The sequence below is a fragment of the Streptomyces sp. NPDC016845 genome (assembly GCF_044332585.1).
Classification (GTDB): Bacteria; Actinomycetota; Actinomycetes; order Streptomycetales; family Streptomycetaceae; genus Streptomyces.
In genome coordinates this window covers 274,834-286,460 of record NZ_JBIRPI010000004.1, presented here as the reverse complement: position 1 = coordinate 286,460, position 11,627 = coordinate 274,834, and the positions used below count along the sequence as shown (strand labels likewise).

The window sequence follows — 11,627 nt, the reverse complement described above, 5'->3', positions numbered from 1 at the left end:
TCTCCATATGCGGCGGGTGAGGTGCGGGAGCGGGGCGGTTCGCGGGGGCGGCAGTGCTCAGAGTAGGCGCCGGCCGGTGGTGGTGGCCAGCATGTTCTCGATGAGGTCGGCGGCGCGCAAGGTGCCGCCCTCGGCCTGGGCGGCGGCTTGCAACTGCCGGGAACGCGCCGCGCGTTCGGGGTCCGTGAGCAGGTCGTCGAGCGCCGTACGCAGGGTCTCGGCGGTGGCGTCGGCGGTGTCCAGGCGGCGGGCGACACCGAGCTCCACGAGCCGGTCGGCGTTCATGAACTGCTCGGCCCCCTGCGGTACGGCGATCATGGGGACGCCCGCCCGGAGCCCTTCGCCGCAGCCGCCCATCCCGGCGTGGGTGACGAAGGCGTCGGCCTGTTCCAGGATGGCCCGCTGCGGGACCCAGGAGTGCACCTCGACGTTGGCCGGGATGGCACCGAGTTCGGCGGGATCGGTGTACTTGCCGATCTGGAGGACCACGTGCCGGCCGGGCAGATCACCGAAGGCGGCGATGCACTGGCGGTAGAACTCCGGTTGACGTGTGTACGCGGATCCCAGGGAGACCAGGAGCACCCGGTCGGCGTCGCGCGGCCGGGCCCAGCCGGTCCGGTCCGTGGGGGTGTCGAAGCAGGGGCCGACGAAGGTCACCGTGTCGGTGTCGACCCGGTCGGCGTTCGGCTGCATCGCTTCCGGGATCAGGGCGACGGTGCGGGCGGGCGGCCCGGAGAAGGCGTCCACGTCCGTGGTGGTGGCTCCGCAGTCGGCGAGCCACCGTGCGAACCGCTCCCGGTACGCGTCGGCTCTGGGCAGTTTCCGCAAGTGCGCCGCGACGTCCTCCTCGTAGCCGTCCCAGCTGACGAACGTCGGGGACAGCTGCATCAGGGGGCGGCCCTGCCGTTCGGCGAGGGCGCGTGCGGCGTAGGCGCCGATGTCGTAGAGGTAGAGGTCGGCCGGGTCGTCGTCGTAGGCGGCGCGCAATTGGGGGAGAGCCCGGACCGCGTCGTCGAGGAAGAGGCTCGCGGCGGCGATGGGGTCGGCGGGCCAGTCGTTGTCGGCGACGGGCAGGGTGGAGGTGCACGGCACCAGCCGCGCGCCGGTCGGCTCGATCAGGCCGGCCACCGACGGATCGTTGGCGTAGCTGATCCGGTGGCCCCGGGCGGCCAGCTCACGGATGATCGCGAGGCTGGGCAGTACGTGGCTGACGATGGGCACACCGACCATCGCGATGTGGGCACGGTGCGGGGCCATGGTCGATCACTCGCTTCCGGGTGTGAGCGGATGTGCGGCAAAGGTGTGAGCTGGTGAGCGGGAGTGTGGGTGTGTGGGTGTGTGGGTGTGTGGGTGTGTGGGTGTGTGGCGAAGGTGTGGCGTCAGGGCCGTCGGGCGATGAGGGCGGCTGCTGCCTCGAGCTCGTCGACGGAGCCGGACATGATGGTTCGTACGTGCTCGGTGATGTGCTCGGCGGGCCAGTCCCACCAGGCGACGGCGAGCAGCCGGGCGACGGTCTCCGCGTCGAAGCGGGTGCGCAGGAGGCGGGCCGGGTTGCCGCCGACGATGCCGTAGTCGGGTACGTCGGAGGTGACGACGGCGCCGGTGGCGATGATCGCGCCGTGGCCGATGCGGACGCCCGGCATGACGGTGGCGCCGTGCCCGAACCAGACATCGTTGCCGACGACGGTGTCGCCGCGGCCGGGCAGCCCGGTGATGAGGTCGAAGTGGTCGGCCCAGGAGCCGCCCATGGTGGGGAACGGGAAGGTGGACGGGCCGTCCATGCGGTGGTTGGCGCCGTTCATGATGAACCGGGTGCCGGTGCCGAGAGCGCAGAACTTGCCGATGACGAGCTTCTCGGGCCCGTAGTGGTACAGCACGTTGCGGGTCTCGAACGCGGTCGGGTCGTCCGGGTCGTCGTAGTACGAGAACTCACCGACCTCGATGAGCGGGGACTTCACCAACGGCTTGAGCAGCACGACGCGCGGCTGCCCGGGCATGGGGTGGAGCACGGTGGGGTCGGCGGGAACGGGCGGCATCGTGGTGGCGGTTCCTCTCGGCGGGGCGGACGGCTGACCGTTAGTGCGACAACTATTGCGTTAAGATGTTGGCACAGCCATGTACGTTGATCAACCGGTTACGGGAATCCGATGACAGACGCGACGACCACGACCTCAACCACAACCACAACCACAACCACGACGCCGGACCGCCGTCCGGGCGGCCGAACCGCCCGCATCCGCACCCAGGTTCTCGACGCGGTGCGCGCCGAACTCACGGAGAACGGCCATGAAGGGCTCACGGTGGAGGGCGTCGCGACCCGCGCGGGTGTGCACCGCACCACGGTCTACCGGCGCTGGCGTGATGTGGGCGGCCTCCTCGTCGACGTCATCGACGCCGCCGGGGAGATCGACTGGCAGCCACCGGACACCGGCTCCCTGCGCGGCGATCTGACAGCCCTCAACGAGGAGATCCAGGAGTCCTTGCTCGTACGGCCGTCCTTCGCCCTCGCCCTGATGGCCGCCTCGTTCCACTCCGAACAGGCCGCGCAAGCACAGACACAGCTGTGGGCCGACCGGTACGCCCAGTGCGAGATTCTCGTCGAGCGAGCCGTCGAGCGCGGCGAACTCCCCTCGCATTGCACGGATGCGCGAAGTCTCCTGGTGGCCGCCACGGCGCCCGTCTACCACCACCTCGTCCTGCAGCGGGCCGCACCCGATCCGCTGCTTCCGGAGCGGTCCGCCGTGGCAGCGGTCCTGGCGGCCGCCGCGGGGGCCTTCTCCGTCGACTGAACGTAAGCCGCAAGTCTCGCTGCGCACGTTCTTCCCGCCTGCCGTCGTGCCGTCCTGCCGTCAGTGCTGAGGCGTTCCGGGCGATGGGCGGGCGTCGTCGAGTTGCTCGCGGGCCTGAGTGCTCACCGCGGGGATCGCGTCAGCGTCGGCCGCGCCCGGACCCGCGAGCAGGCAGCTTTGTGCAGTGGCTCGGCGCCCGGCGGACGGGGCATCAGGCAGGCCCGCACGCTCCCCGGCTTCGACCTCTTCCCCGACGTGCCGCTGCGCGTCCTCCCGCCACACGAGCCCGCCCGGTGGCCGGTCACCTTCGGGCCGCGTATGAGCACGGCTCCGGTTTGTGGTGCAGGTACCCCCACCCCCGAGCGGTGGTTCGTCGGATGGGCGGCGACACCGGTGGGCGGCGATCGTGTGTCCCGCAGAGCCATTGGGGCCGAAAGGGGAGAACCGTGGGTCGTTTCGTGGAGCGGGACATCGCGCGTCGCACTTTGCTGGCGGGTGCGGCGGTGACCGGTGCGGGAGCAGTCTGGGCGGGTGCGGGGAAGGCCGTCGCCCGTGACGGGGGGAGATCGCTGGAGCCGACGGAGATCACCGCTGAAGTGGCGCGTGCGGAGCGGGCGTTGACCGAGCTGCGGCGGGACCTGCACAGGCATCCCGAGGCACCGGGGCAGGAACGTCGCACGGCCGCAGTGGTGGCCCGGGAGCTGCGGGCGGCGGGCCTGACCGTGAGCACGGGGGTGGGCGGTCACGGCGTCGTCGGGATCCTGCGAGGTGTGCGGCCGGGGCGGACCGTCGCCTACCGGGCGGACATGGACGCCGTGCCGCCCGCCGACATCATCGGGACGGGCATCGCGCCCGCCCATCTGTGCGGCCACGATGTCCACACCGCGGTGGGTATCGGTGTCGCTCGGGTTCTGTCGCGGCTGCGGCGCCGCTTGAGCGGGCAGGTCGTCTTCCTCTTCCAGCCCGCCGAGGAGACGTTGTCCGGCGCCCGCGCGCTGATCGACGCCGGTGTACTGGAGCGCCTGGGCGTCGAGGAGATCCACGCGCTGCACTGCGGGCCGTTCCCGGCCGGTCAGTTCGCTGTGACTCCGGGCTTCGGGATGCCCGGCCAGGACAAGGCGGAGGTGACCCTCTCAGGACCGGACCCGGTCGACTCCGCACGGCGCCTGGCCGCCGAGATCGGCGCGCTCGCCACGGTGGCGACACCGCAGGGCCCGGCGGATCTGGAGCGCCTCGTCGCCGACGCGCTGACGCCTGACGGGCCGCTGTCCCGGTTCATCGCCGTCCAGGCCACGGCACGAGAGGCCGGCGTGAGGGTGTCGTACCGATGCTGGCCGCAGGAGCGGTACGTCGAAGTGCGCGAAGCCGTCCGGCGAGTGGTCACGCGGTACGCGGGGGCCGGGGTGCACTTCCCCGCCGACCCGTTCCCGGCCATGCTGTGCCCGGAACGGGACGCTCACCTTCTGGCTCGCCACCTGCGCCGCACCCTCGGCCGGGACGCGGTCACGGAGCTGCGTGCCGCCTTCCCGCCCTTCAGCGGCGAGGACTTCGCGCTCTACCTGGACCGCGTCCCCGGCACGTACACGTTCCTCGGCGTCCGCGCGCCCGGCGCGCCCATCACGACGAGCTATCCGCACTTTCCCGACTTCTCCCCGGACGAGCGGGCCATCGCCCTCGGCGTGCGAGCCATGGCCGGCTGGATCGCGGACCGCACCCGTCCCGGGGCCCGGCGTGGTGGTCCGGTGACGTGACGGGTGTCGTCCGTGGCGTCAGACCTGGTTGGCACCGCCGTCGACGTACATCTCGGTGCCGGTGACGAAGCTGGACTGGTCGGTGGCGAGGAAGAGGACGAGGTTGGCCACCTCTTCGGGGCGGCCCATGCGGCCGAGGGGGACAACGGCGGCGAGATTGTCGCGCAGCTGCGCGGCCTGAGCGTCGTCGGACGCCAGGTTGTTGAGCCCGGGGGTGGTGATGGGGCCGGGGGAGACGGTGTTGACGCGGATGGCGCGGCCGCTCAGCTCGTTGGCCCAGGTGCGGGAGAAGGAGCGGATCGCGGCCTTGGAGGCGCCGTAGACACCGAAGGCCTCGCCGCCGACAGCAGCGGCGGTGGAGCCGGTGAGGATGATCGAGGCGCCGTCGTTCAGGAGGGGCAGCGCCTTCTGGACGGTGAAAACGGTGCCCTTGACGTTGGTGTCGAAGGTGGCGTCGAAGTGCTCTTCGGTGACCTGCTCGAGGGTGGCGAACTCGCCGCCGCCCGCGTTGGCGAAGAGCACGTCCACGCGGTGTCCGGCGTCGGCGACGGTGGCGTAGAGCCGGTCGAGGTCGGCGAGGTCCGCGCTGTCGGCCTGGACGGCGGTGACCTTCCCGCCGATCTCCTTCGCCGCCAGATTCAGCGTTTCCTTGCGCCGTCCTGTGATGTAGACATGTGCGCCCTCGGCGGCGAACCGCTGCGCGGTCGCGAGTCCGATGCCGCTCGTGCCGCCGGTGACCACGGCCGTCTTGCCGTCCAGCTGTCCCATGACTCGCTCCTGGGGGTTCGGGGGCGACGCGGTCCGGAGGCCACACCACCCGTTCCGTTCAACTTTCAATCAACGTAAGCCTGGAGAAGGTGACGTGTCAACTACCTGGGTGACGTGTCACCTGCTGGTGTGGATGGGAGGGGATGGTAGGGGATGGGCGGGAATCGAGAGGGGTGAGCGGTGGGGCGGGCCGGTGACGTCAACGCCAGCCGAGTCCAGGAGCGACATGCGTCAGAATGCTCTCGATCACATGCGCGTTGTACTCGACGCCGAGCTGGTTGGGCACCGTGAGCAGCAGGGTGTCGGCGGCCGCGACGGCCTCGTCCTCGGCCAGTTGCTTGACGAGGACGTCGGGTTCGGCCGCGTAGGACCGGCCGAAGATGCTGCGCGTGGCGGCGTCGATGTAGCCGATCTGGTCCTCGGAGTTGCCGTCCCGGCCGAAGTACGCGCGGTCCCGGTCGTCGACGAGGGCGAAGACGCTGCGGCTGACCGACACCCTGGGGTCACGGGTGTGCCCCGCGGCCCGCCACGCCTCGCGGTACGCCTCGATCTGCTTGCGCTGCTGTACGTGGAGCGGCTCACCGCTCTCGTCGTCCTTCAGCGTCGAGCTCTGCAGGTTCATCCCGAGCCCGGCCGCCCAGACCGCGGTGGCGTTGGAGCCGGAGCCCCACCAGATGCGGTCGCGCAGGCCCTCGGAGTGCGGTTCGATCCGCAGCAGCCCCGGGGGATTGGCGAACATCGGCCTGGGGTCGGGCTCCGCGAAGCCCTCGCCGGTCAGTACCCGGAGGAGCCTCTCGGTGTGCGCGCGGGCCATGTCGGCGTCGGTCCCGCCCTGCGGAGGGGCATGGCCGAAGTGCCGCCAGCCCTCGACCACCTGCTCCGGGGAGCCCCGGCTGAGGCCGAGCTGGAGCCGGCCGCCGGAGATCAGATCGGCCGCGCCCGCGTCCTCGGCCATGTACAGGGGGTTCTCGTAGCGCATGTCGATCACACCGGTGCCGATCTCGATCCGCCTGGTGCGCGCGCCGATGGCCGCGAGCAGCGGGAACGGTGAGGAGGCCTGCCGGGCGAAGTGGTGAACCCTGAAGTAGGCGCCGTCCGCGCCCAGTTCCTCGGCGGCGACCGCCAGGTCGATGGACTGGAGCAGGGAGTCCGCCGCGGAGCGTGTCTGCGAGTGCGGTGAGGGCGTCCAGTGTCCGAAGGACAGAAACCCGATCTTCTTCATGCGGCCTTCAACAATGTGCGGTGCGATTCATTCCACCGGCTCCCGGCCGGGGGCCGGCGGTCGCGGGGGTACGCGTAGAGGCGCACGTGCCTCACTGGCCGGCGTCGATCTCCCGGAGGACCGTGTCGGTGATCTCCGCGAGCAGGGTGATCTGCCCGAGGGTGAGGTGGTCGAGGAAGAGACGCCGGACGTCTTCGACATGCCTCGGTGCGGCGGCCTCCATGGCGGCGCGGCCGGCGGGTGTGACCACGACGACCGACCCGCGTCCGTCGTCCGCGCACTCCTCACGGGCGATGAGGCCGCGCTTGGTCATACGCGCGAGGTGGTGGGACACCCTGCTCTTCTCCCACCCGAGGACCTTCGCGATCTCCAGGATGCGCAGCCGGTCGTCGGGCGTACGCGTCAGCTCCGCGAGTACGGAGTAGTCGGTGGCGGACAGCCCGAACCCGCTCTGCAGGGTCCGGCCCGCTTGATTGACCAGCAGGTCGTGCATCCGCAGCATGCCACGCCACGCCTGTTCCTCGACGGGGGTGAGCCAGCGGGGTGCTTCAGTCATGGGTCCAGCCTAGGAGAAGGTTGACACTTCCCCCCGCGCGCGGTGGCGGTGAAGTCGGGTGTGACGAGGAAGGGGGTGGGTGTCCGCGCCGGCCGGCCGGCGCGGCGCGGTGAGCTCGGGTTCCATCGCGGCGACGAGGCGCTCGTCCGTGGGGACGGGGCGCTCGTCCGTGGGGACGGGCCCGGCGTGGCGGTCGAGGGTGTCGGGACAGCTGTCGAGCGCGGCCAGGGGGCGGTGGGCCGCCCCGCCGACGCGCCGGGCGGAAGCCGCGTCGCTGACGCCGAGGCGCAGGAGGAGCCGGTGCCCGTACTCGCGGCGCACTCGCGCGGGGCCGTTCGCCGGGTCGGCGGCGGCGTGCCGCCAGATGCTCAGGACGCCGGTGACGACCTCGGCGTTCTCGGTCGCGCGCGGGAGTCGCTCGGCGTCGCCGAGGATGTCGCCGCCGCCGAGGCCGGAGATCCGCGGCGCTCCCCAGCCCGCCTGGTCCGGCTCGGCCGCGGCCTCGTGAATCTCGACCGGATCGGGATGCGGGCGTAGTTCGGGGCTCCGGATGCCGGTCGTGACGATGTTCATGGTGGGTCTCTTTCCCGTGGCCCGCGGGCGGGCCGCTTTTCATGGCATGCCCGCACCACCACAGGCATTTGTAGATGATGCGTCAACCAAATACGAGGAGTGTCTCCGGGCGGGCACACTGATGCCGACACAAGTAGCGGTGCGTACGCTCGAGCTGTCGTGCACCCGCACGGTCGACAGCGCGGCCCGGCTTGAGCCGGGTGCCCGCGGCGGCTGCCCGGTGAGGAGCACGACGGCATTGCCACCAGCGCTCCGCGCGGTCGAGGAGAGAGGGAGCCATGAAGCACATAAAGCTCGGTGACTTGGAGGTGGCCCGGATCGGGCTGGGCGCGATGGGGATGTCCCACGCCTATACCGGCGCGGGCAGCGATGACGCGGAGTCCGTCCGTACCCTGCACCGCGCCCTGGAACTGGGCGTCACCCTGATCGACACCGCCGAGGTCTACGGCCCTTACGCCAACGAGGAGTTGGTCGGCCGGGCGCTGAAGGGCCGTCGCGACGAGGTGGTGCTGGCCACCAAGTTCGGCCTGATCTCCCACACCGGCCGGGAAGGCGGCGCCGACAGCAGCCCGGCCAACATCCGCAGCGCCGTCGAGGGTTCCCTCACACGGCTGGGCACCGATCACATCGATCTCTACTACCAGCACCGCGTCGATCCCGGCACGCCCATCGAGGATGTCGTGGGCACCTTGGCCGAGCTGGTCGCGGAAGGCAAGATCCGCTACATCGGCCTGTCCGAGGCCGGGCCGGAGACCATCCGCCGCGCCCATGCCGTCCACCCGGTGGCGGCTGTCCAGTCCGAGTACTCCCTGTTCACCCGCGACCCGGAGGCCCATGTGCTGCCGGTGCTGCGCGAACTGGGCATCGGTCTCGTCCCGTTCTCCCCGCTCGGCCGCGGCTTCCTGACCGGGACGATCCGCTCGACCGAGCAGTTCGCCGCCGACGACTTCCGCGCCGACAACCCCCGTTTCACCTCAGAGAACTTCGAGCACAATCTGCGGCTTGCCGACCAGGTCGCGGCGGTCGCCGCCGAGATCGGTGTCACCCCGGCGCAGATCGCGCTGGCCTGGCTGCTGGCCCAGGGCGAGGACGTCGCGCCCATCCCCGGCACCCGGCGCGTCGCGCGCGTCGAGGAGAACGCCGGAGCCGACGCGGTGCAGCTGTCCGACGAGCAGCTCGACCGGCTCACCAGCCTCCCGCCGGCCGCGGGCGACACCCACACCGAGGCCCAGATGCGCATGATGGAGCGCTGAGAGCGGCGCGGGTCCGGTCGACCGGCGCGGGTCCGGCCGCGATGTCGGCCGGCCGGACCCTCGGTGCCGCGGACGGGCGATGCCGCGCGGATCAGGTGCCGGGCTTGCGGCCGTAGACGAAGACGTCGTCACCGTTGCGCAGGAGAGACCAGTACTTCTTCGCGGCGGTCTTTGTCATGTTGACGCAGCCGTGGGAGCCGGGCGGGTTCCACATGCTGACGCCGACGGAGTGGAACGCCTGGCCGCCGTCGAAGAACTGGCTGTAGGGCATGGGGACGTCGTAGATGGTCGACACGTGGTTGATGTGCCGCCAGTAGACCTTCTTCAGGCCGGTACGGGTCTCGTACCCGTTGCGGCCGGTGCGGACCGGGACGGGCCCGTAGACCAGGTTCTTGCCGTCCTGGATCCAGCTGATCTGGAGCGTCAGGTCGACGCAGGCTATGCGTCCCTTGTTCACAGGGCACTTGCCGCTCTTGTTCGGCGTCTTGCCGACGGCCTTCTGCTTGTTCATGAGGTTCATGACGCCCCAGGTGACCGGCCCGGCGTAGCCGATGGTCGGGGTGATGCCGTGCTTGCTCTGGAAGGACCTGGTGGCCTTGCAGTCGGCCGCGGACTGTTTACCGTCGACCGGGCGGCCGAGAAACTTCTCCACCTGCTTCTGATACGGGCCGCGCTGTGTCGTACAGCTGCTCGCGGCCTGCGCCGGTGATGCGCCCAGCGCCAGTGTCAGCGGTGCGACGAGCCCGGTGATCCCGAGGGCGGCGGTGCCCCATCTGCGGAAGTCCCCCACGACAGTTCCTCTCCCTTGCCTTGCCTCTGTCCGGTCGGACGCGGGCACAGCGCCTGCGGCCGGCCATGGTCCCGAACAAGCAGACATGGGAAAGCCTCGACAGGTTGTATCCGTGCGCGGCCTGGGACGAAACGGTGACAACGGCCTCGCGGACCCGCGGTCGCGGCGGGCGCGGGAGCACGTTCGTATGCTGGCCGCATGATCACAGGCTCCGCGCCGGGAGACGTCACCCTGCGTCAGCTACTGGCGTACGACGACGACGGCATTCTGCGACTGACGCTCGCCCCTGCCGGTCAGGACGTGGTCGTGCGCGGCCTGGTCATCGGTGACGAGAGTGCCGGGCGGCCGCACGACGGGCGCGTCGTTCTGGTGGTGGGGCCGGGCACGGACGCCGGGGCGACGGCGTGCGCCGTGCGACAGGCGGCCCGGCGGGGCGCCACCGCGGTCGTCGTCAGAGGCCGCGGCGACGAGCCGTTGTCCGGGGAGGTCGTGGCGGCGGGGCGGGAGACCGGCATCGCCGTGCTGGAGCGCGCCGAGTGGGCGGACTGGGCCGACACCGTCGAACTCCTGCGCTCAGCCTTGGCCTTCGCGGCCGCGGGCGCCGGTGACCGGCTCGCCGGTGACATCGCGGGCGGCGGCCTCGCGGTGCTGGCACAGGAGGTCGCCCGCTACTGCCGGGCGTCGATCACCGTCGAGGACACGCAGTTCCGCCTCCTCGCGCACTCGGCGACCAGTTCCGCCGCCGATCCGGAGCGCACATCGACGATCCTCGGCGGCAAGGTGCCCGACCGGCGTGTCGCGCGACTGCGCAGCAGCGGGCTGCTGCGCTCCCTGTGGACCTCCAGGGACGTCATCCACCGCCCGGCCGACGGAGACGACCCCGAGCGCCTGGTCGTCGCCATCCGCAGTGGCGCCGAGATGCTCGGCTCCATCTGGGCCGCGGCCGACGGGAGCAGCTTCTCCCCGGACGCCGAGGAGGCGCTGCGGCGCGCCGCCGACGTCGCCGTACCTCACCTGCTCCAGCACCGTCTGCGGACGGCCGTCAACCGGCGGCGGGAGGAGCACGCGCTGCGCGGCCTGCTGTGCGGGGAGGGGGACGTCGACTCGCACCTGTGGTCGCTGGGACTCGCCCCCGAGACACCTTGCGCGGTGGTGGTCGCGGAACGGGACCACCCCTCGGATGGCGCCACCGAACGCAGCCTGCAAGCCCTGTGGTTGCAGGCGACGGCGCACCGTCCCGACGTCCGGGTGCTGCGGGAGAGCGACCGGATCACCGTGCTGCTGCCGCTGCCGGACGGGGCCGAGCGAGAGGCGCTGGGGCTCGCCCGCGAACTCGACTCCCTGGCCACCGCTCTGCCCGACGCGCCGGCCGTCTGGATCGGCGCCGGGCACGTGGTCCCGACGCCGCTGGACGCCGCGGACTCCTGCGAGCGGGCACGGCTGGTGGTCCGCGCGGTGCGGGCGCGTGCGGCGCGTGACCCCGATCCCTCCGCCCCTCCCGCGCGGTACGCGGTCCACGCCGACGTGGCACACACGGTGACCGGGCTGCGAGTGCTCGATGCGGTCAGACCGTTGTGGCGGCGGCACGGCGGGCCCGTGCACGACCTGTTCGGGGCCGACCTCGCCGCCGGAGGAGAACTCGTCCGCTCGCTCTCCGCCTACCTGGACGCCGGGGGAGACGTCCCGCGCGCCGCGCAGCGGCTCGTACTGCACCCCAACACGCTGCGCTACCGGCTGAGGAGGGCGCGCGAGCGTTTCGGTATCGACCTGGACGACCCCGACACGCGCCTCGTCGTCACTCTGGCGGTGCGGCTCGCCGACACCGACACCGACACCGGTACTGATGGCGGTCGCGCGCCGTGAGCCGCGTGACCGTTTTGTGCCGGTGTTCTGCCGGGAGGCCAAGTAATCGCCGCACATTTGTC

11 protein-coding genes are annotated in these 11,627 nt (G+C 71.5%); 4 read left to right on the top strand and 7 right to left on the bottom strand.

From position 1 onward, the window contains the following. Positions 1 to 57: 57 nt before the first annotated feature. Entirely contained in the window at positions 58 to 1,257 is a 1,200-nt protein-coding gene (locus ACH4RC_RS14405) for a macrolide family glycosyltransferase (protein ID WP_398199778.1), read from the bottom strand. A gap of 122 nt (positions 1,258 to 1,379) precedes the next feature. After that, positions 1,380 to 2,036 carry a CatB-related O-acetyltransferase gene (locus tag ACH4RC_RS14400; RefSeq protein WP_398199776.1) on the bottom strand — a complete coding sequence of 219 codons (657 nt, stop codon included), beginning with the start codon at positions 2,034 to 2,036 and terminating at the stop codon, positions 1,380 to 1,382. A gap of 111 nt (positions 2,037 to 2,147) precedes the next feature. On the opposite strand from ACH4RC_RS14400, the gene ACH4RC_RS14395 reads away from it, so the two are divergent. Next, a complete protein-coding gene (locus ACH4RC_RS14395) occupies positions 2,148 to 2,789 on the top strand; it encodes a TetR/AcrR family transcriptional regulator (RefSeq protein ID WP_398199773.1) in 642 nt (213 codons plus the stop codon). Between the two features lie 446 nt (positions 2,790 to 3,235). Continuing rightward, on the top strand, positions 3,236 to 4,540 hold the full coding sequence (locus ACH4RC_RS14390) for a M20 family metallopeptidase (RefSeq protein ID WP_398199771.1): 1,305 nt from the start codon (positions 3,236 to 3,238) through the stop codon (positions 4,538 to 4,540). An 18-nt stretch (positions 4,541 to 4,558) separates the two neighbouring features. Here the strand turns inward: ACH4RC_RS14390 and ACH4RC_RS14385 are convergent, their stop codons facing one another. From ACH4RC_RS14385 to ACH4RC_RS14370, 4 genes are all read right to left on the bottom strand, one after another. Then, positions 4,559 to 5,308, bottom strand: coding sequence for a glucose 1-dehydrogenase (locus tag ACH4RC_RS14385; protein WP_398199769.1), 750 nt, complete (start codon positions 5,306 to 5,308; stop codon positions 4,559 to 4,561). A gap of 199 nt (positions 5,309 to 5,507) precedes the next feature. After that, positions 5,508 to 6,530, bottom strand: a complete 1,023-nt coding sequence (locus tag ACH4RC_RS14380) for an LLM class flavin-dependent oxidoreductase (RefSeq protein WP_398199766.1) — start codon at positions 6,528 to 6,530, stop codon at positions 5,508 to 5,510. Positions 6,531 to 6,621: 91 nt separating this feature from the next. Beyond that, entirely contained in the window at positions 6,622 to 7,086 is a 465-nt protein-coding gene (locus ACH4RC_RS14375) for a MarR family winged helix-turn-helix transcriptional regulator (RefSeq protein WP_398199764.1), read from the bottom strand. Between the two features lie 9 nt (positions 7,087 to 7,095). Further along, on the bottom strand, positions 7,096 to 7,659 hold the full coding sequence (locus ACH4RC_RS14370; protein WP_398199762.1) for a hypothetical protein: 564 nt from the start codon (positions 7,657 to 7,659) through the stop codon (positions 7,096 to 7,098). Between the two features lie 278 nt (positions 7,660 to 7,937). On the opposite strand from ACH4RC_RS14370, the gene ACH4RC_RS14365 reads away from it, so the two are divergent. Continuing rightward, positions 7,938 to 8,912, top strand: a complete 975-nt coding sequence (locus tag ACH4RC_RS14365; protein WP_398199760.1) for an aldo/keto reductase — start codon at positions 7,938 to 7,940, stop codon at positions 8,910 to 8,912. 91 nt (positions 8,913 to 9,003) lie between these two features. On the opposite strand, the gene ACH4RC_RS14360 is transcribed toward ACH4RC_RS14365, so the two are convergent. Further along, entirely contained in the window at positions 9,004 to 9,702 is a 699-nt protein-coding gene (locus tag ACH4RC_RS14360) for a L,D-transpeptidase family protein (RefSeq protein WP_398199757.1), read from the bottom strand. Between the two features lie 198 nt (positions 9,703 to 9,900). Here ACH4RC_RS14360 and ACH4RC_RS14355 point away from each other — a divergent pair, with 198 nt between their 5' ends. Beyond that, positions 9,901 to 11,565: a PucR family transcriptional regulator gene (locus ACH4RC_RS14355; RefSeq protein WP_398199754.1), complete on the top strand. Its 1,665-nt coding sequence runs from the start codon at positions 9,901 to 9,903 to the stop codon at positions 11,563 to 11,565. The last annotated feature ends 62 nt before the right edge of the window (positions 11,566 to 11,627 follow it).